The sequence below is a fragment of the Acrocarpospora corrugata genome, from assembly GCF_009687845.1.
GTDB lineage: Bacteria > Actinomycetota > Actinomycetes > Streptosporangiales > Streptosporangiaceae > Acrocarpospora > Acrocarpospora corrugata.
The window spans coordinates 1-18,429 of record NZ_BLAD01000060.1; the positions used below are offsets into that span (position 1 = coordinate 1).

At 69.2% G+C, this 18,429-nt stretch carries 17 protein-coding genes; 9 read left to right on the forward strand and 8 right to left on the reverse strand.

What is annotated here, in order from left to right; genetic code table 11:
- Positions 1–548: 548 nt before the first annotated feature.
- Positions 549–1,583, forward strand: a complete 1,035-nt coding sequence (locus Acor_RS23060) for a ketopantoate reductase family protein (protein ID WP_155338810.1) — start codon at positions 549–551, stop codon at positions 1,581–1,583.
- Between the two features lie 124 nt (positions 1,584–1,707).
- The gene (locus Acor_RS23065) at positions 1,708–2,745 is read left to right on the forward strand and encodes an alpha-hydroxy-acid oxidizing protein (protein ID WP_246239001.1); all 1,038 of its coding nucleotides are present in this window, start codon (positions 1,708–1,710) and stop codon (positions 2,743–2,745) included.
- 65 nt (positions 2,746–2,810) lie between these two features.
- On the opposite strand, the gene Acor_RS23070 is transcribed toward Acor_RS23065, so the two are convergent.
- From Acor_RS23070 to Acor_RS23085, 4 genes are read right to left on the reverse strand one after another with little or no spacing between them, the layout of a single operon-like run.
- Positions 2,811–4,109: an AAA family ATPase gene (locus tag Acor_RS23070; RefSeq protein WP_155338811.1), complete on the reverse strand. Its 1,299-nt coding sequence runs from the start codon at positions 4,107–4,109 to the stop codon at positions 2,811–2,813.
- Positions 4,106–5,539 (reverse strand): hypothetical protein, encoded by a 1,434-nt coding sequence (locus Acor_RS23075; RefSeq protein WP_155338812.1) that lies wholly within the window; start codon positions 5,537–5,539, stop codon positions 4,106–4,108. The genes Acor_RS23070 and Acor_RS23075 overlap by 4 nt, the downstream gene beginning before the upstream one ends.
- Positions 5,536–6,645, reverse strand: coding sequence for a hypothetical protein (locus tag Acor_RS23080; protein ID WP_174876190.1), 1,110 nt, complete (start codon positions 6,643–6,645; stop codon positions 5,536–5,538). The genes Acor_RS23075 and Acor_RS23080 overlap by 4 nt, the downstream gene beginning before the upstream one ends.
- Entirely contained in the window at positions 6,642–7,412 is a 771-nt protein-coding gene (locus Acor_RS23085; RefSeq protein WP_246239003.1) for a hypothetical protein, read from the reverse strand. Before Acor_RS23085 ends, Acor_RS23080 begins: the two co-directional genes overlap by 4 nt.
- 234 nt (positions 7,413–7,646) lie before the next feature.
- On the opposite strand from Acor_RS23085, the gene Acor_RS23090 reads away from it, so the two are divergent.
- On the forward strand, positions 7,647–7,949 hold the full coding sequence (locus Acor_RS23090) for a Rossmann-fold NAD(P)-binding domain-containing protein (protein WP_155338813.1): 303 nt from the start codon (positions 7,647–7,649) through the stop codon (positions 7,947–7,949).
- A 51-nt stretch (positions 7,950–8,000) separates the two neighbouring features.
- Here Acor_RS23090 and Acor_RS23095 read toward each other — a convergent pair whose 3' ends face one another.
- Positions 8,001–8,669 carry a restriction endonuclease gene (locus Acor_RS23095; RefSeq protein ID WP_155338814.1) on the reverse strand — a complete coding sequence of 223 codons (669 nt, stop codon included), beginning with the start codon at positions 8,667–8,669 and terminating at the stop codon, positions 8,001–8,003.
- A 34-nt stretch (positions 8,670–8,703) separates the two neighbouring features.
- Between Acor_RS23095 and Acor_RS23100 the strand changes: the two genes are divergently transcribed.
- Positions 8,704–9,510, forward strand: a complete 807-nt coding sequence (locus Acor_RS23100; protein ID WP_246239005.1) for a class I SAM-dependent methyltransferase — start codon at positions 8,704–8,706, stop codon at positions 9,508–9,510.
- Between the two features lie 34 nt (positions 9,511–9,544).
- On the opposite strand, the gene Acor_RS23105 is transcribed toward Acor_RS23100, so the two are convergent.
- Positions 9,545–11,152, reverse strand: a complete 1,608-nt coding sequence (locus Acor_RS23105; RefSeq protein WP_155338815.1) for a GMC family oxidoreductase — start codon at positions 11,150–11,152, stop codon at positions 9,545–9,547.
- Between the two features lie 144 nt (positions 11,153–11,296).
- On the opposite strand from Acor_RS23105, the gene Acor_RS23110 reads away from it, so the two are divergent.
- From Acor_RS23110 to Acor_RS23120, 3 genes are all read left to right on the forward strand, one after another.
- Positions 11,297–12,034 (forward strand): phytanoyl-CoA dioxygenase family protein, encoded by a 738-nt coding sequence (locus Acor_RS23110; RefSeq protein WP_155338816.1) that lies wholly within the window; start codon positions 11,297–11,299, stop codon positions 12,032–12,034.
- 100 nt (positions 12,035–12,134) lie between these two features.
- The gene (locus tag Acor_RS23115) at positions 12,135–12,539 is read left to right on the forward strand and encodes a YciI family protein (RefSeq protein WP_155338817.1); all 405 of its coding nucleotides are present in this window, start codon (positions 12,135–12,137) and stop codon (positions 12,537–12,539) included.
- 7 nt (positions 12,540–12,546) lie between these two features.
- Complete coding sequence (locus tag Acor_RS23120; RefSeq protein WP_155338818.1) at positions 12,547–13,776, forward strand: RNA polymerase sigma factor; 1,230 nt, start codon at positions 12,547–12,549, stop codon at positions 13,774–13,776.
- 3 nt (positions 13,777–13,779) lie between these two features.
- On the opposite strand, the gene Acor_RS23125 is transcribed toward Acor_RS23120, so the two are convergent.
- Complete coding sequence (locus Acor_RS23125; RefSeq protein ID WP_155338819.1) at positions 13,780–14,646, reverse strand: AraC family transcriptional regulator; 867 nt, start codon at positions 14,644–14,646, stop codon at positions 13,780–13,782.
- A 185-nt stretch (positions 14,647–14,831) separates the two neighbouring features.
- On the opposite strand from Acor_RS23125, the gene Acor_RS23130 reads away from it, so the two are divergent.
- Positions 14,832–15,515 (forward strand): tRNA-dependent cyclodipeptide synthase, encoded by a 684-nt coding sequence (locus tag Acor_RS23130; protein ID WP_170317044.1) that lies wholly within the window; start codon positions 14,832–14,834, stop codon positions 15,513–15,515.
- A 119-nt stretch (positions 15,516–15,634) separates the two neighbouring features.
- On the forward strand, positions 15,635–16,024 hold the full coding sequence (locus tag Acor_RS23135; protein WP_155338821.1) for a cellulose binding domain-containing protein: 390 nt from the start codon (positions 15,635–15,637) through the stop codon (positions 16,022–16,024).
- Here the strand turns inward: Acor_RS23135 and Acor_RS23140 are convergent.
- On the reverse strand, positions 16,005–18,308 hold the full coding sequence (locus tag Acor_RS23140) for a HelD family protein (protein WP_308805681.1): 2,304 nt from the start codon (positions 18,306–18,308) through the stop codon (positions 16,005–16,007). The genes Acor_RS23135 and Acor_RS23140 overlap by 20 nt on opposite strands.
- Between the last annotated feature and the right edge of the window lie 121 nt (positions 18,309–18,429).

The following is an 18,429-nucleotide window of genomic DNA, read 5'->3' on the forward strand; positions in this document are numbered from 1 at the left end:
CCCCTGTGAATGGACACCTACCGGCCGGTCGACGGTCGCCTCACGGCTGTAGGCCCGGGTCTCGGGATTACCTGGAATGAGGAAGCGATCACCCGGTATGCGGCATGAACGCTCACGTCGCGGTGTCCGGCTTATGGCATCAATGGCACGGCCGGATGCCCCCATCTTTCTGCTGATGTGAAGGCTTTAATTTCTTTCGACCATTCCAGGATTGTCATGGAAAAGCCTGCTACATAGCGTTTTATGGTCAGAAGCTCGTCCGTCGTTTCCGGAGTCGAGCGCGAGGCGAGATCACGGTGGTGTTGTCCGCCGCCCCTTGGCGCGGGCCCACCTATCGCCGGAGCGATCGACCCCGACGGGACGACCCGGTCCGCCGTGGGTCAGCCCAGTAGCGCCTTTCCAGCTTCGGGGGCCCGGCATCACCAATGCTTCGCTTCGGGACCGCAAGCTCGCCGCCCGGCCGGAGAGAGAACCCGTACCCGCCGGGCTCTTTTCAGGTGCGTGAGGGCTTGGGCCGTACCAGATGTCGTGGCGGAGGTGGAGATGTGATGAGGACTCTGGTCGTGGGTGCGGGGGCGACCGGTGGCTACTTCGGGGGCAGGCTTGTTCAGGCGGGTCGTGATGTGACGTTCCTGGTCCGGTCTGGACGGGCCCGCGTGCTGCGCGAGCGCGGACTGCGGATCGTGGGTTTGGGGGAGACGACGACGCTCAACCCGCGAACGATCCTGACCGGTGAGATCACCTCGCCCTTCGATCTGATCCTGCTCTCGGTGAAGGCGACCGGGCTTCGAGGGGCGATGGAGGCTCTGGCGCCTGCCGTCGGCCCGCGCACGCTGATCTTGCCCGTCCTGAACGGCCTGCGGCACATCGACGACCTGGCAGAACGGTTCGGTGAGCGCGCGGTGCTGGGCGGGGTGGCGAAACTTTCCACCACCGTCGACGCCGACGGCTACTTCGTGCGCCTCGCCGACCTGCAGGGGCTGACCTATGGCGCACGCACCGCGCCCACCCCGGAACTGGCCGAGGCGCACCGCGCGCTCAGCGGCGCGGGGTTCGACTCCAGGCTGTCGGACGACATTCTCGGAGAGATGTGGGTCAAGTGGGTGTTCATCGCAGCGACCGGCGCGGTGACCTGTCTGATGCGCGGAACGGTGGGTGAGGTCGCGTCCGTCCCCGGCGGCGTCGAGTTCGCTGAAGCGGTGGTTGCCGAGTGCGCGGCCATCGCTGACGCGGCTGGCCACGCCGTACCGAAGGAGGAGTTCGAGAACACGCGCGACACGGTCACCGCGCCAGGCTCCGCCTTCTCCTCCTCCCTGTATCGCGACCTGGTCAGCGGCCAGGCCGTCGAGGCGGAGCACATCTTCGGTGATCTCGTTCTGCGGGCGCGGCGGCTCGGGGTCGAGGTCCCGCTGATGGACCTGGTCACGCTGCATCTGCGTGTGTACCAGGGCCGCCCGGAAACAAGCAGGCGGCCGACGGCTCCCTCTCATGACCGACGGCCCACCGATCACCAGAGCCATCGTGTGCGGGAGGGTTCCGGGACACGGGTGCGTCGCGGTCCCGCAGGAGGGAACTTGGCATGAGCTCGCAGTTCGGCGACTACCAGAACGAGATCTACGGCAACGGTCTGCGCGGCGTGGTGCCGGGGCTGCCGATGACCTTCGCCGAGCTTGAGGCCAGGGCTGAGGCCACGCTGCCGCCCTCGGTGTGGTCATATGTCGCGGGGGGCGCCGGCGACGAGCACACCCAGCTGCCAATGTCGCCGCCTTCCAGCGCTGGGGTCTCATCCCCCGGATGCCCGTGGGAGCCGTACGGCGTGAGCTGTCGATGGAGCTGTTCGGCATGAAACTGCCGGCCCCTCTGTTCATGTCCCCGGTCGGGGTGATCGGCCTGTGCGCCCAGGACGGGCACGGGGACCTGGCCACGGCACGGGCGGCGGCCCGCACCGGGATTCCGATGATCGCTTCGACGTTCTCCGTCGATCCGATGGAAGCCGTGGCCGGGGAGTTCGGTGACACGCCTGGCTTGTTCCAGCTCTACACCCCCGCCGATCGGAAACTGGCCGAAAGCCTGATTCACCGCGCCGAGATCGCCGGATTCAAGGGCATCGTCGTCACCCTCGACACCTGGGTCACCGGCTGGCGGCCCCGCGACCTGAGCACCGGCAACTTCCCCCAGCTACGTGGGTACTGCCTGGCCAACTACACCTCCGATCCGGTTTTCCGCGGCCAGCTCACCCGTACTCCCGAAGAGGATCTGCCGGCGGCCGCCGCGTACTGGGCCCGGATCTTCGGTAACGCCCTCACCTGGGACGACCTGCGCTGGCTACGCTCGATCACCGAGCTGCCCCTCCTGCTGAAGGGCATCTGCCACCCCGACGACGTCCGTCAGGCCAAGGATGCCGGCGTCGACGGCATCTACTGCTCCAACCATGGCGGCCGGCAGGCCAACGGCGGTCTGGCCGCCCTCGACGCACTGCCCGCCGTGGTCGACGCCGCGGACGGCCTGCCCGTCCTGTTCGACTCCGGCATCCGCTCCGGAGCCGACGTGATCAAAGCTCTCGCGCTCGGCGCCACCGCCGTCGGCATCGGCCGCCCCTACGCCTACGGGCTCGCCGTGGGCGGTATCGACGGCATCGTCCACGTCCTGCGCGCCATTCTCGCCGAAGCCGACCTGATCATGGCCGTGGACGGCTACCCCACACTCGCCGACCTGACGCCTCAAGCCCTCCGCTATTGCACTTGACGGACATTCGCGATCAGGGGTTCGTCCCCGGAGCATGGGGAAGAAGAGACGCACTCGCCGCTCGTTCAGGGTTGGATTCGGTGTTGGTCGAGGTGGGCCAGGATCGTGTGGTTCGCCGCCCAGCCGTCCGGGAATTTGATCGGGACGTTGAGTTGCATGCGCGGGCTGGACGGATGGTGGTCCAAAAGGTCGGCGATGCCCGCGCGGGCGACCACGATGCAGGCGTGGCGGTGGCGGGAGGTGAGGACGCAGAGGCGGCCGGATTCGAGGTGGAAGGCGGTGGCGTCGCGGCGGCCGGAGAGGGGGTGCCAGACGAGGGTGATGTCGTATTCGCGGCCTTGGAGGCGGTTGGCGGTGTCGATGGTGACGCCGGGTGGGGGGTTGGCGGCGCGGACGGCGGCGACCTGGTCGTTGTGGGCGCAGCCGATGGCGATGCGGTCGGGGGTGATGGGGTGGGAGCCGTGTTCGTCGTGGGCGATGGCGCCGCGGTCGAGGATTCGGCGGGCCAGGGCGGCGCAGGCGTGGGCCACGTCGGGGTCGGTCCGTACGGTGTGGCGGTCGGGGAGTTCGTGGAGTGCCCAGCCGGACGCGGTGGCTTCCTCGATGGTGGGGTCCCACGGGCCGGGGAGGCCGCGGACGGGGAGTTCGAGGCGGCGTTCGCCGGGGGCGGTGCCGGGGGAGAAGCCGGCGGCGGGGTAGAAGGCGCGGGAGACGACGGGTGCCGCGGAGGCGGGGAGGCGCCACGAGACGGGGAGCTGGTGGACTTTGAGGTTGTTGGTCCGCTGGGTGACCGCGACGGCGCTCTGCAGGGGGTCCCAGGCCATGCCGGTCCAGCGGTCGCTCTCGATCACTGAGAACGGGTCGAGTTGCCCGGGGTCGCCGACGAACAGGGCGTGCCCGTCGGCGAAGAGGGAGGCGACGGCGAGGAGCTTGTCCGACCGCATCTGGTACGCCTCATCCACGATCGCCCAAGGCCAGCTACGCCCGGAAATGTACGCCCATTTGTCGGCGGTGGCGACGACGACCTGACAATTCTCGACATTCTCGATCTTGTTGTGGAGCGTGACTCCGGGGTGGCGGGTGACGCGGTCCGGTGGTTCGAAGCCTTCGGCGTGGAGCCGCCCGATGTCGATGCCGGGGGCGTTGCTCGCGAGCTTGTCCACCAGGTCGTCGACCTGCTCGTTGGTCTGCGCCACGATCATCAGCCGTTCGTCGGCTTTGACGAGTTCGATGCTGGTCGACACGACCAGGGTGGTCTTGCCCGCCCCGGGCGGGGAGTCGACGACCAGTCCGCGATGCGCGCCGCTCGTGTAGTCCGAGAGGATTTCCGCCGTGGTGGCTCTGGATTGGTCCTGCGGCGTCATGACCAGGCCTCCTGCGCGTCCTCGTCCGTCGGTACGTACTCGGGGGGCGGGCCGCCGTGGGTCCACGGGGTTTCCGTCACGTCGGGGAGGGCCGGGCGGCGGCCCCCGGCGGGATCGAGTTCGGTGTAACAGACGACCTCTCCCGGCGAGGGCAGCGTCGCGTCCTTGGTCATGCCGCTGTTGATCTGAAGCGTCACGATATCGGCGTCTACGGACACCAGGACGGTGCCCTGCTTCGGCCGGGCGGGGGATAGCAGCTTCTTGCCGGGCGCGAACCTGACCGGATCGCTGGTCCCGATGGTCACCAGCGGGCGGGCCACCAGCCGTTTCTTGCCAGGCGGGATGATCTTACGGTCGGCGTCGACGGTGATCACCCGGCCGGTGAAGGCGGCGCCCTCGGCGCGGTGCTCGGCCATCACCAGCGGATCGTCGAACGCCTTGCTCGCCTCGTAGCTCTGCTGGGCGCCCTCCAGCCCGGCCAGCCGCCGCGCCGCCGCGACCGCGCTGTCCCACCGCCCCGGCGGCAGCCCGCCTTCGGCGATCCACGTGTTCTGCCTGGCCAGCGCCGTACGATCCCGCTCCCACCGTCCTTCGGCACTGTCCGCGTCCGGTACGGCACGCAGCAGATCGACCGCACGCCACATCAGCTCCCAGGTGGGTTCGAGCTGCCCGCGCAGGGCCTCGTGGAGCCGGGCCGGGGAAGGCGCGTCGATCAGCGGTTTCAGGACATGCCGGTCGAAGCCGGGATCGGTGTCGGGGCCCGCCGGGGGCGAGCGCAGCGGGTCTTCCGCGATGAGCGCCGCGTCCTGCCCGGTCATGCCGTCCGGCGGATCTATCCACGCCAGCTGCCCGGCGAGGTTCACGTTCTCGGGGCCGCTCAGGCCGGTCACCCAGTGTTCGGCGAGCAGGTCGGTCATGGCGAGCAGCATGGCCGAACCGGCGAACTCGCTGCGCTCGTGCAGGAAGGTCAGCCACCGGCCGAGCAGCGGCACCTGCGGCGCGACCGCGTGCGGGCCCTCGGTCGCCCGGAAGCGCGTCGACCGCCCGATCAGCCGGATGAAGGCGAGCCCGCCCGGATTGGGAACCAGGATCTGCGGCGCGTCCAGGCACCGCTCATACGCACTCTTGGTGTCCGAAATTTCAACCTGCGCCGCATATTTCTGGATGTACGGCACGATGATTTCGGCGAGTTCGGCCATGAAAGTGAAGCGCTGGTCGCGGCTGCGCGGGTTCGCGACCCCCAGCAGGCGGGCGTCGGCGCGGCCGGTGCCGACCATCGCCGCCAGCGGAGCGGCCGCCTCGCCGGCCAGGCGCAGCGGGATGAACACCAGCGGCTCCGCGGACAGATGGGCGTGGCGCACCGTCGCGGCCGGTTGGGCGCGGCCTTCCCGTACGGCGCGCACGGTCAGGAAGGATCGCAGCAGGCTCACGCGACCACCTCGTCGAAGATCCTGCGCACGAACCCCAGCCGCTCCGCGATGGCCGCGTGCTCGGCGGACGGCACGCCGCTGCCCGCGATCAGATCCATCGCCACGGGCAGCGAGGCGACCCCGCCGAGATCGTCGCGGACGGTCCGCCCCAGCGCCTCCAGCGACCCGCACGCGCGCGCCTCGTCCCGGCAGAAATACGCCATTTCACACGCCGACAGGCACTCAGGGGCGTACCTGGCCGGAATGGAGGACAGTGCCGCCGAGAGCTCCGGCACCGGCCGGGTCGGCGTCTCGCCGTCCAGTTGCAGGTCGAGGCTGAGCCCCGGCGGCAATCGGTCGAGGAGCGTGTCGATCTTGGCCAGCCGCTGCAACTGCCGCTTCAACGCCTCCAGCTGGAGCCGCACATCGACCAGGCAGGCGGTCGGAAAGTTCATGAAATCCTTGGGGCAGATCAGGACGACATCGTGCGAAACCCGCTCAGGGTCCAGCCCGAGCTGCGCGAACAGATCCCGCATCGCGTGCACGTAGACGGCCGCTTCGCGCGCGGCGGCGGACACCTTCCCCGAGTCGGCCTGCCCATCGATGATCGCGAACGATTTGATCGCCACGACGTGGAACCGCCGGTCGACCTGGAAGGCGATGACGTCCGGTTCCAGGTACACGTCGTAGCCGGCGACCCCGAGCTTGAGCAGCGGATGGTCGACGAGTGTGGCCGCGTCGGCCGGATTCTCGGCCGCCGATTTCAGCACGGCCATGGTGTGCCGATACCGGACCCCGTGACCGGCGTCTGCGCCGACATCGCCGACGTCGTGATATCCCGCCTCTTCGACGGACAACCCCAGCACTTCGCGCAGCAGCCGCAGGATGTGCGCCCCGCCGTGCGCTTTGACGGTGGCCCTGAACTCCTGCGTCCGCGAGACCGCGAACGGCGACTGCCCGAATCGCGTCGGAAATCCGAGATGCTCCACGGTCTTGGCCTTGTCGATCCCGGCGGCGTCCAGCACCGCCCGGCGGTCGCACGCGGGATTGGCGGCCAGCGCGGCGATGCGGCGCGCATCGTGATCGACCGGCAGGCTGCGCCCGCGAATCGCGTCCAGGCGGCTCACGCGATCCTCGCCGTCTTCAGCCCGGCTCCGAACAGCCGATTGACCTCCGGCAACTGCCGCGCCGCCCGCTCAGCCGCGGCCGCACGCTGCCGCAGATCCTTCTCCTGATGTACGGCAAGCTCAGCCTGAGCCGCCACGACGACCGCGGCCGGATCGGCAGGCCCGAAATCGTCCATCGCGCCCGGGATGTTCTGCGCCAGCTGGGTCAGGAGCCGGAATGCCACGACGGGATTCTCCCCCACAGAAGCGAGCCCCCGCACCCGTTCCGCGATCCTGACGGCCGTGGTCAGAAAGTCGGTACGCAGGCTGAGCGGCCCGACGACGCGCACCGGCGCCGCCCAGGTGCTGATCGCCAGCAGCCCCCGCGCCGGAGACAGCCGCTCGGCGGTCAGCGCCGCGCACAGATAGTACGGCCGGGCATTGGGGGCGGACCGGAACGACTTCTCCTCATCCCTGCGCAGACTGGAAAGCTGCGTGTTCACCAGCATCCCGCCGAAGAACGCCTCATCCACGGAGACAATGATCTTCGTCGCCGACGGCACTCCGAGGAACGTCAGCACTTGGTGCACGTTCTCCCGGACCGGCGGCCGAGGCAGCGGCGGCGGATCAAGCGTCTCCTCCCAGGCCCGCTCGGCCTGCCGGAGCTCCGCCCGCAACGACCTCACCCGCACCGGATCGTTCACCGCCGAGGCCGCACGAATCTCCCGCCGCAGAGCCAACATGCGCTCCTCCAGCCCATCCATGTCCACGTTGCCGTACCTTACCAATCAACCCACGATATTCCACACATTCCCACTAATTCCCACGGACGCGACCTTTGACCAACCCGGCCACGAAGACTCTCCGCACTACCCAGAGCCCGGCCCGCGCCGAACGGCCCCAGCCACAAGCCCTGCACAGCTTGACCTGGCCGCAGCCATCCAGAGCGCAAGCCAGTCTGCCAATCACCTCCGACATTTCCGGGGGACCGGAAACTGCGTCCCGGCTGAATCGCGGAGCGCTTGGGCGGCGGATGCCGGAGCTTTTCAGCGCTGCGATCGCCCATCCGGGCGTTCCCGCTGGCCTACCGGCTCCTCGTCCCCCTGATCCGGCTGCTCGGGCCGGTGCTCCTGGCCGATCTGGCGAAGCCCGCGCGATCCAGCCTGCACCTTGCCTCAAGCACCGAGGTGGAGGGCGTCAGCGGGACGTACTTCAACACCGAAGGCAAGCCGGCACCCTGGCCGGCCTCCGTCCGCGACCAGCGCAACCGCAAGGAGATCTGGGCCCTGTGCGAGAAACTGAGCGGAGTGGACGCGTCATGGTGAGTTTTGATGCCCGGCGTTGCAGGAGAGGCGCGGGCCTTTCTGTTGGTGGTGTCAAGTGGCTGGTTCGTCGCCCTCGATCAGGAAGCCCAGGTGGGGCTGGGGGAGGAGTGGGGCGGTGCCTAACAGCCAGTCGGCGAGGCGGTCTCGTTCGATGAGGAGTAAGGGCTGTCTGGCGGTGAGGGCTTCCTCGCGGGCTTGGCGGGTGAGGCGGCCGGAGGTGACCAGGACGCCGGTGTGGCCGGCGAAGGTGTTGGCGAGGGCGCCGAGGAAGTTGCGGACCTCGGGTGCGCCGACCGTTTTGCTGTATCGCTTGCACTGGACGGCGTAGCGCTGGCCTTTCGGGGTGGTCGCGGTGATGTCGACGCCTCGGTCGCCGCTGCGGCCGGTTTCCCTTACCTGGCGGAAGCCGTCGGCGGTCATTCGTTCGGCGATGAGATGCTCGAACTCGGGGCCGGACATCCGGTCGACCTTCGCCAGTTCGACGTTGGCCGCGAGGAACTGGGCCCGTCGTCTTTCGATCACGCGGAAACGCAGGAAGAGGCCGCCGACCAGGGCCAGCGCCGCCGCACAGACGATCGCCGCCGCCCAGCCCGGGTGCTCGTTGACGAAGCGTGCCACCACCACGATCGCCGCGACGGCGATCAGGACTCCCAGGACCCACAGTCCGCCGTCGCCGCTCGACCGTCTCCGTTTCTTGCCTCGCCCGGAGCCCCTCGCCATTGGTTCCTCCTGATTCGACGCTGTCGATTCGAGTGTGCGTCGCGGGACCGACAGAATCGGTGCTTCGATCAGCCCACCAGCAGAGATTGTTGGCGCTCCCTTTGCCGGACCTGAGAAGATTGATCGTGTGGGTGACGACGGGCGGCTGCGGCTGATCGATGATGAAGCGCTGGAGCGGTCGTCGACGGTGGCCAACTGCCTGATGAATCGTGAACGCCGCCTCCCCGGCTACAACCGGGAACTGGGGCTCGACATCCTGGCCGAACTGCGATCCCGGCGACGTCCGGGAACCGCCGTCCGCTGGCTGGATCTTTGCTGCGGCACAGCCAACGCCCTGCTCGAAGCCTCCGCCGACTTCGGCGCGGGGATCGAGATCGTTGGCGTTGATTTGGTCGATTTCTTCAGTGGGGCGTCTCGTCCGCCGGGGCTGGCGTTGATCACATCGTCGATCGCCGCTTGGGAGCCCCAGGGCGTGTTCGACCTGATCACCTGCGTCCATGGGCTGCACTACGTCGGCGACAAGCTGGCCACGATCCGCAGAGCCGCCTCCTGGCTCGCCGAAGACGGCCTGTTCGTCGCGAACTTCGACGCACGCAGCGTCCGCCTCGCCGATGGCACACCGGCGGGCCCCCGCCTGCCCGCCGCACTCCGCGCCGCCGGGCTGAACTATGACCCGCGCAACCGCCGGATCCGCTGCGAAGGCGCCCGGACCATCGAGCTTCCCTACGCCTACGCGGGCTCAGACGACCAGGCCGGACCGAACTACACCGGGCAGCCGGCGGTCAACTCCCACTACGACTATCAAGCTTCTGCGCGAACACGTCATACGCCTCATCAGTGAAGTCGACGGCCTGGACGAGCGTGATCCTCATGGTTCAGGAGTTCGCCACCATGCGGCTCGCGGCATGTTCACCGATCATCATCGAAGCGGCGTTGGTGTTGCCGCCGACGATAGACGGCATGATCGACGCGTCCACGACACGGAGCCCGTCGACGCCGCGGACCCGGAGTTCGGGGTCGACGACCGCGCGCTCGTCCGAGCCCATCCGGCAGGTGCCGACCGGATGGTAGACGGTGGTCGCGCGGTTGGGCACCTCGTCCTTCATCGAGTCGCGGTCCGGGTAGCCGGGCCCGGGGGAGACCTCCCCGTCGACCCCGGACGCGATGAGCTTGCTGGCCATCACGTCGCGGATCAGGTCGATCCCGTCCAGCAGCAGGCGCCGGTCGTCGTCGTCGCTGAGGTAGGCCGGGTCGATGACCGGCGCGGCGGCGGGGTCGGCGGAGGCGAGGCGGAGCGTGCCCCGGCTCTTGGGGTAGATCAGGGTGGCCAGCAGGGTGAGCGAGGGACGCGGGTCCACTTTGTGGCGGATGGGGGCGTCCTGGTTCGGGCCGGGGTAGCCCCACGGCAGCGCGTGGATCTGCAGGTCGGGCACGTCACCGGCCAGGGAGCTGCGGACGAATCCGACACCCTCGAAGACGCTGCGGCTCACCCACGTGCCGCCCCGCAGCGTCTCCTTGATCATTCCGGCCGCGAAGTACGGCGCCGTGCCCCGGTTGCGCGCCGATTTCATCAGGAAGCTCAGCGGCACGAACATGTGGTCGTGCAGGTTGTCCCCGACGGGCAGGTCGGAGATCACCTCGATCCGGTGTTCCCGCAGGTGCGCGGCCGGTCCGACCCCGGAGAGCATCAGCAGCTGCGCCGAGCCGAAGGCGCCCGCCGCGAGGATCACCTCCCGGGTGGCGCTGATCGTCTCGCGTACCGAACCGCGGACGACCTCCACGCCCGTCGCCCGGCCATTGGCGATCACGACCCGGGTGACCAGGCAGTTCAGCGCGACGGAGAGGTTGGGCAGGCCGTGCCCGTCCAGGTAGCCGACCGACGAGCTGTACCGGAGGCCGTCGTGGGCGCTCTGCTGGAACAGCGCCGCGCCTTCCTGGGATTCGCCGTTGTAGTCGTCGTTGCGTTTCACGCCCGCGGTGTCGGCGAGCGCTTCGATGAACGCCTGCGTGGCGGGGGTGATGTCCTTGGCCCGGGTCACCCGGATCGGGCCGCCGCCGCCGCGCAGTTCGGTCGCGCCGTCCTCCCAGGTCTCCATCCGCTTGAAACTGGGCAGCACGTCGTCGTAGGACCAGCCGGGGCAGCCGTCCGCCGCCCAGTCGTCGAAGTTCCTGGGGTTGCCGCGGACGAACACCATGCCGTTGATCGATCCGGAGCCGCCGAGGATCCGCCCGCGGGTCTGCGGGATCTTGCGCCCGAGCGCGTCGGCCTGCGGGGCGCTGTAGTAGCCCCAGTCGAAGCGCTGCTTGAGTTGCGGGATGCTGTGGAAGACGGCGATCAGGCCGGGTTTGCGTACCCACTGCGTCCGGTCCGATCCGCCGGCCTCCAGCAGGATGACGCTCGCCCCGGCTTCGGCCAGGCGCTTGGCCAGCACGCATCCGGCGCTCCCGGCTCCGACGACGACGTAGTCAGCGGTCTGATCCATAGTTCCTCGCAGCGGGGAGCTCTCTGGCCGCGAAACCACGGCCAGCGTGAATGTACTCCACCATGCAAGCGCTTGGTCAATAGCTGAGATGTCTTGATTGTGGGCATCACCAGGGTGGCCGAGATTCGACGCGGGAGAAGCGTAATGGTGGATTTGGTCGAGTTCTACCGGGAAAACGGATACGTGCTCGTCAGGGGGCTGCTGGGGAGGGAGGAGGCGCTGGGGTACCGGGAGGAGTGTCACGCGGTGCTGGGGCGGCTGCGGAAGACGGATCCGACCTGGGGGAGCGCGCGGGAGCTGGCGGGCGGGCCCACCGAGTTGCGGCACTGCCACGACGCCCAGTTCTATTCGGCGGCGTTCGCGAAGCTGATGGTCGATCCGCGGTTCACCGACGTGGCGGCGGCGGTGCTGGGGACGGAGAACGTGCAGCTCCACCACACGAAGATCTTCGTGAAGCCGGAGGAGAAGGGGTCGCCGTTCCCGATGCATCAGGACGCGCCGCACTTCCCGCACAGCCGGGACGCGGTGGGCGCGGCCATCTTCCACTTCGACGACGCGCCCGAGGAGAAAGGGTGCGTACGGGTGATGCCGGGCAGCCACAAGAACGGCGTCCTGCCGCACATCGAGGAGGGCGGCTGGCACCTGCCACTCGCGGAATGGCCGCTCGAAGCCGCCACCCCCATCGAGGCGCGGGCCGGCGACGTGCTGTTCTTCAGCTACCTCACCGTGCACGGATCCGGCGTCAACTCCTCGGCGGAGTCGCGTACCACCTGGCTGGTGCAGTTCCGCGACCCGGAGGCGGCCCCGATCGACGACGTCCATCAGTCCCGGGGCCAGGGGATGATGCTGCGTGGCATCGACCCGACGATGCGCGTCAACTGACGCGGCGGCCAATTACTCTGGATCGATGTCCGGTCCGCGCGGGCTGCTCCGACGTCACGGGTGAGCGGCACCGGAGGGGTGCCCCGGCGAAGGAGAAACCATGAAATACATGATCATGTTGTACGGCTCGCAGCGCGACTACGACGCCATGTCCGGCCAGTCCGGCACCGCCTGGTCCCCCGAGCAGGTCGGGGCCATGCACGCCTTCATGGAGAAGTGGAACAACGCCCTGGTCGAATCCGGCGAGTTCGTCGACGCCCAGGGCCTCAGCGCCCCCGTGCACGCCCGCCGGATCCAGCTCCAGAACGGGCTCCCGGTGGTGACCGACGGGCCGTACCCGGAGACGCAGGAAGTCCTGGCCGGTTACACGATCGTCGACTGCGAGAGCTTCGACCGGGCCACCGAGATCGTCGCCCAGCTGGCGCACACCCCGCACCCGGAGGCGGCCGGCCAGGTCTGGTACGCGGACGTCAGGCCCATCATCGAAGGCTTCGGCGACCTGTAACCGCACGGTGCTCGAACGCGACGTCGAGGACCTGCTGCGCCGCAGCGCGCCGCGGGTCCTCGGCGCGCTCGTCCGCCGTTACGGACATTTCGACACAGCCGAGGACGCGGTGCAGGAAGCCCTCCTGGCCGCCGCCGTGCAGTGGCCGAAAGACGGCGTCCCCGACAATCCACCGGCCTGGCTGATCACCGTCGCCGCCCGCCGGCTGACCGATCTGCTCCGCGCCCAGCAGGCCCGCCGGCTCCGCGAGGACACCGTCGCCCGCTGGACCCTCCCCGACGGCTGGCTCGCCCCGGCCGCCGACCGGCAGCCCGGCGACTCCGACGACACGCTCATCCTGCTGTTCCTGTGCTGCCACCCGTCGCTGTCGGCGGCCTCCCAGATCGCGCTCACCCTGCGCGCCGTCGGCGGCCTGACCACCGCTGAGATCGCCCGCGCGTTCCTGGTGCCAGAAGCCACCATGACCCGCCGGATCACCCGGGCGAAGCAGACCATCAAGGACAGCGGGCTCGCGTTCAGCATGCCGTCGGGCCCGGAGCGCGCCGAACGGCTCGGCGTGGTCCTGCACGTCCTCTACCTGATCTTCAACGAGGGGTACGCGAGCACGTCCGGGCCCTCCCTGCACCGCCCCGAACTGTCCGCCGAGGCCATCCGGCTGGCCCGCCTCGTCCACGGGCTGCTGCCCGGCGACGGAGAGGTGGCCGGACTGCTCGCGCTCATGCTGCTCACCGACGCCCGGCGGCCCGCGCGCAGCGGGCCCGACGGCGCGCTGATCCCGATGGCCGAGCAGGATCGCAGCCGCTGGAACGCCGGCCTGATCGCCGAAGGCGTGCGCCTGATCAGTGCCGCGCTGCCGCGTGGCGGCACGGGGCCGTACCAGCTGCAGGCGGCCATCGCCGCCGTCCACGACGAGGCGGCGAGCGCCGAGGACACCGACTGGCCACAGATCATGGCTCTGTACGGACTGCTCCTGCGCATCTCCGGCACTCCCATGGTCGCCCTCAATCACGCCGTCGCCGTGGCCATGGTCAACGGCCCGCAAGCCGGTCTGACCCTGCTGACCGAGCTCGACGGGCCGTTGTCCGAGGACCACCGGCTGCACGCGGTGCGGGCGCATCTGCTGGAACTGGCGGGAGACCGTGCCGGCGCGCGCGGCTGCTACCTCGCCGCGGCCCGGCGCACGATGAGCCTCCCGCAGCAGCGCTACCTGCACGCGCGCGCCGCACGGCTGGGATGACGGTCAGGTAGTCGTGCGTTCCACGGGGATCCAGAGTTCCGTGTCCGCCTCGGTTCCGTCCGCCGACAAGCGCGTGCTCAGAAGCTCGGGCCCCGGCCTGCTCTGGTACGGATTGGACGGGAACCACTGGGTATACACGTCCCGCCACAGATACTGGAGGGACTGCGGGAACGGACCCGAATTGTCGAATACCGCCCAGGTTCCGGCGGGCACGGTGAGCGTGTCCAGGTCCTCCGGCGCCGGCGCGGTGGTCACCACGCCGTGGTAGTAGTCGAGTTCGGTGCCCTCCGCGCGGCTCTCGGCGATGTCGTCGGTGACACTGAGGACGCCGCGGGGCTCGGAGTCGGACAGCCGCGCGATGCGGTCGATGGTCTCCTTGCCGAGGCCCTTGATGAACGAGACCAGTGCCGGGTTCATCCCCTCGTGCACGAGCGGGACGCGGGCCTTCATCCCGACCACGGTGAACGTTTCCTTCTCCACGATGCGGTATCGCATGGTGCTGCTCCCTTCGACGATGAGGCGGAAGGACATACGTGGCTGGGAGTTGAGCGCGGTGCCGGTGCGCCGGGCCTCGCCCGGGCCGACACCGTGCATGGCGCGGAACGCGCGGGCGAACGCCTCGCCCGAGCCGTACCCGTAGCGGACCGCGACATCGAGGAGCGTGCGGTCACCGGCCAGCACCTCGGCCCCCGCGAGGGTGAGCCGCCTGCGGCGGATGTACTCCGACAGCGGCATGCCCGCCAGTGCGGAGAACATCCGCCGGAAGTGGTACTCCGAGGTGATGGCGATTCGCGCGAGCTCGGCCGGCTCGATCGGCTGATCGAGATGCCGCTCGATGTGGTCCATCGCCTGGTTCAGCCGTTCCAGCACTCCCGGCCTCCTTCCTTGTGAGCACCACGCTAGAAAGCGAGGACCCTGCCGCACCCGACATCCTGTGCCCGTGCCGGTCGGGTCCTGTCCGGCTTCGCGGGATTTGCCCTTGATATCAGAGCGGGTTGGTAAAAGAGCAGGTCAAGAGTCGGGCAAAGATGGGAATCCGGTGTTCTGCTGGGTGCATGGAGGCTGGGTATCGGGTGCGGGTGGCCCGGCAGGGCGGACCGGATTGGCGGGAGTCTGAGGCGTGTCATCTGCTGATCTCGGTCGGGCAGCCGTACCACGAGGGGGAGAAGTTGGCCGCGATCGTCGACTGGGTGAACGGACGATTCCGGAAATGTCATGTCACGGTGGCTGACACGCTTTATCGGCATAATCTCGGTGCGCTCGACGGTATCGGGCCGGAGCTCGCGCACGAGACGGCCGCCCAGCACGGGCGGGCGTGGGCGCGCAGGAACCGGCCGATCCTGGTCCGGCTGGCGATGCCGGTCACGCTGCGCCGCTGGGACGACTGGCTGACCCATCCCGGTTATCCGGCGGCGCGGGCCGCCGTCGATCGGTTCCTCACCGTCGAACCCCGTTTCGCCGCGCTGGTCGACGAACACGTCGGCCAGATTCTCGCCCGGGTACGGGCCAGAGGCACGCAGGTCACCTCCTCGGCGGGGTTCCGTGAGTTCCTCGTCGAAGAACTGGCGTGCATGGAGCTGTTCACCGGCGTACTCCAAGCCGCCGAGGTCTATCCGGGGTCGCTCGGACTCGCCATGGAGGGCTGCCGCACCCTTCCCGGCGCACCCGCCGGACTGGTCTCCCGCCGGGTCGCGCAACTGGACTTCCGCCGCCGCCCCCAAGCCCAGCAGAACAGCTGACCGCGAAACTTTCAGAACCCCGCCCAGCCCGGCCCGCCCGAGTGATCTTGGAACGTTGACGGGAGCGCTGGGATCGTGCCAATAGTGTGGCGTTGATCCGGGCGCGCGAGAGGTTCCTGATGGCGAGCACATGGGCGAAGTCGAAGATCGCGATCGTCCTGGTGGGAGCGGCCGTGGCCCTGCCGCTCCCCGCGCACGCGACCCCCGCATTCAGCTGCGCCTACCGATTCGTCGCCTGGACCGGATCCTTCAACGCCGAACTCGCCATCACCAACAACGGCCCGGCCATCAACTCCTGGCGCGCCCACTGGACCTTCTCCACCGCCACCACGAACCTCGTCGGCTGGCAGGCGAAACTACACCAGCAAACCCCGTACGACCTGACCGCCAGCAACATGCCCTGGAACGGCACAATCCCATCCGGAGGCGTGACAACCTTCGGCTGGACGGCTTTCGCCGTGACCACCGCGGCGCCGACCGACATCACCGTCAACGGCATCCCCTGCTGATCTCTCGCCAGGGATGGTCGGAAGTATGTTCGCGCACGGTGTGGGCGATTTCGGCGGGTGCCTGTCCTGGATGGAGTATTCCGAGTCGTTGGGTGGCCCGGGTCATTGCCACGTACAGGTCGTAGTGGCCTCGGGGGGAGGCGGTCAGGATCGCGGCTGGGTCGGCGATCAGTACTGAGTCGAATTCGAGTCCTTTGGCTTGCTTGACCCCCAGGACCACGATGGGGGTTGTCAGATCGGGGTGGCTGCCGGAGGCGGCGTGGGGGAGTGCAGTCCGGACCGCTGTGGCCAGTTCGGGGAGCCGGTCGTCGGGGACGATCACCGCGAGTCGGCCGTCGTCCAGCATGGCGGCTTCCTCGGCGGCGTGGCGGGCCAGCAGCGCGGGGAGTGCGGCGGCGGACGTGGTCATTCGCCATGGGGGAACGCCCGTTTCGCGTACCGACTTCGGGGGTTCGAGGTCGGGCAGGAGGTCGGTGATGGCTGCCATGATTTCGGCGGGTGTGCGGTAGTTGACCGACAGCTGGGACAGCCGCCATCGGTCGCCGACGTGGGGGTGGAGAGCTTGGGCCCAGGAGGTGGCGCCGGCCGCGTCGGAAGTTTGGGCGACGTCTCCGACGAGGGTCATCGATCGGCTGGGGCAGCGGCGCATCAGCAGTCGCCAGGCCATCTGGGACAGTTCCTGGGCCTCGTCGACGATCACGTGCCCGAAGGTCCATTCACGGTCGGCGGCTGCCCGTTCGGCCACCGTGGCCTGGTCGGTGTCCTGGTGGCGGTCGGCGAGGCGGTGGGCGTCCAGTAGGTCAGCGGCCGTCAGCTCGTCGGGGGCGCCGTTGGAGGCGACGTCCAGAACGCCCTGGGCGTACGCGACGCGCTGGGCACGCTCATGTGCCGCCTGTGCCCGGAAGGCTCGATCGTCGAAGCCGAGTAGTTCGGCGGCTTCGTCCAGTAGGGGCACATCTGCTGTACTCCAGCCGCCGGGGGTCCGTACCAGCAAGGACTGTTCGGACTCGGTCAGCTGGGGGCCAAGCCTTCGCCGGTCGGCGAACAGGTCTTCCAGTAGTTGTTGCGGCGTCAGTTCGGGCCACAACGCGTCGATTGCGGTCCGCACGGCGGTGTCCGAGGCCAGCGCCCGGCGCAGATCGGGGCGGTCCGCATCGTCGATGATCTCCTGCGGCCACGGCAGACCCGCCAGATCGTTCTGTACGGCGTTGTCCACGTCGGCCTCGGCCAGGACGTCGGCCACTTCGGCTTCGAGGTGATCGACCAGCCGCCGGGTCTGTTCGGCGAGGTCGTCCGCGAGCTGATCGATGATCGCGTTCACGAAGACCGCCCGGGCCCGGTTGTGCGGCAGACCGGAGGCGCGCGCTCGGGTGACGGCGTCGGCGCAGGTGCCGGGGTCCAGGCGAAGGACTTCCGTACCGAATGTGAAGGAGACATCGACGCCGGGCGGTGCCTGCCGATCCTTCACGGCCGAGGCCAGCACCTCGGCCATCACCGCCCGGCCCTTGGCCTCCGCCGTCGCCGCCGACTCCACGCGGTCCGCGACGACGCCGGGGAACAGCTCGGCGACGGTGGCCAGCAGGACGCCGGTCTCGCCCAGTCCGGGGAGCACCTGGCCGATGTAGCGGAGAAACGTGGCGTTCGGCCCGACCACCAGCACACCCTGGGCGGCCAGCCCGGGACGGTCGTAGAGCAGATACGCGGCGCGATGCAGGGCGACCGCGGTCTTGCCGGTGCCGGGCCCGCCCCGCACCACCAGCACCCCACGATGGTCGGACCGGATGATCGAGTCCTGCTCGGCCTGCAACGTCGCCACGATGTCGCGCATCAACCCGGTCCGCCCGGCGTCCAGCGCCGCCAGCAACGCGGCCTCTCCAGCCAGACCCTCCCCGGCGGAGATCTCACCGCCGTCGAGGATCTCGTCATCCACGCTCACCACGCGACGCCCGCGGGTCACGATGTGCCGCCGCCGGTGTACGCCTTCCGGGACGGCGGCGGTCGCCACGTAGAACGGCCGGGCCGCACGCGCCCGCCAGTCCACCAGCAACGGATCACCCTCGCCGGACGCCGCCGACACCCCGATCCGCCCGATATAGAGCTGCCCGCCATCGCCGAAATCCAGCCGCCCGAAACACAACCCGTTCTCCGCCGCCTCAAGCCGGGCAAGCTTCCCGGAATACTCGCTGAAGGCCACATCCCGCTCGACGCGGGCCTGCGCGGTCCCACCCCCGCCCCGCGACACTTCGGCCAGCCGGGCCGCGGTGTCGGCACGAAGCGAGTCCACTCTCCGATAGAGCCGCGACACATACGCCTGCTCACGCTTGATCGGATCCTGAGATATCAACTTTCCGCCCTCTTGTCGCTGGTCTGAGGCCAGTCAAGAGTGCGGCGAAGAACACGGCGAA

Excerpts from the sequence above, each read along its gene's own strand:
- Acor_RS23105 (WP_155338815.1), bottom strand. The coding sequence starts at position 11,152 with ATGGATCAGACCGCTGACTACGTCGTCGTCGGAGCCGGGAGCGCCGGA.
- Acor_RS23110 (WP_155338816.1), top strand. The coding sequence starts at position 11,297 with ATGGTGGATTTGGTCGAGTTCTACCGGGAAAACGGATACGTGCTCGTC.
- Acor_RS23070 (WP_155338811.1), bottom strand. The coding sequence starts at position 4,109 with ATGACGCCGCAGGACCAATCCAGAGCCACCACGGCGGAAATCCTCTCG.
- Acor_RS23135 (WP_155338821.1), top strand. The coding sequence starts at position 15,635 with ATGGCGAGCACATGGGCGAAGTCGAAGATCGCGATCGTCCTGGTGGGA.
- Acor_RS23095 (WP_155338814.1), bottom strand. The coding sequence starts at position 8,669 with ATGGCGAGGGGCTCCGGGCGAGGCAAGAAACGGAGACGGTCGAGCGGC.
- Acor_RS23130 (WP_170317044.1), top strand. The coding sequence starts at position 14,832 with ATGGAGGCTGGGTATCGGGTGCGGGTGGCCCGGCAGGGCGGACCGGAT.
- Acor_RS23115 (WP_155338817.1), top strand. The coding sequence starts at position 12,135 with ATGAAATACATGATCATGTTGTACGGCTCGCAGCGCGACTACGACGCC.
- Acor_RS23060 (WP_155338810.1), top strand. The coding sequence starts at position 549 with ATGAGGACTCTGGTCGTGGGTGCGGGGGCGACCGGTGGCTACTTCGGG.